The sequence below is a fragment of the Leucobacter celer subsp. astrifaciens genome, assembly GCF_001273835.1.
Taxonomy (GTDB): domain Bacteria; phylum Actinomycetota; class Actinomycetes; order Actinomycetales; family Microbacteriaceae; genus Leucobacter; species Leucobacter celer.
Window position 1 is genome coordinate 1 of sequence record NZ_JHEI01000129.1, and the last position, 383, is coordinate 383.

The following is a 383-nucleotide window of genomic DNA, read 5'->3' on the forward strand; positions in this document are numbered from 1 at the left end:
GCTCGACATAGAGCCCGCGCGCCGCGAGCCCGGCGGGCGCGTGGCGGATCCCAGCCTCAGGAACCGCCACCGTGCCTCCGCCGCTCTCACGCAGCGCCTCGAGCATGGGCATGAGGCGCAGCGGGCGGGCGATTGCCGTTCCCTCAGCGATCGTCGGCATGACCGGGCGGGCGGTTGCCGCTTGAAACGCCGCTGCTCGCGCGGCTGCAGCACCGGGCGCCGGTTTCACGTGGAACGCCGCATCGACCGGCGAGCAGTGCTGGGGTTGCGCGGCGTACAGTCGCGGCAAGCGATCAATCGCACCGGCATGCAGCAGCTCGCGGAACCCGAACGCGCACCCCAGCAGGCTGCTGCCCGCGCCGACCGGCATCACCACGGCATCG

The 383-nt window shown here is 72.8% G+C and carries 1 protein-coding gene; it reads right to left on the reverse strand.

Annotated features, from left to right (window positions below; translation table 11 throughout):
- The coding region (locus tag AMS65_RS00455) for a pyridoxal-phosphate dependent enzyme (protein WP_241489283.1) at positions 1-370 on the reverse strand (370 nt) is incomplete at its 3' end.
- Positions 371-383: the final 13 nt, after the last annotated feature.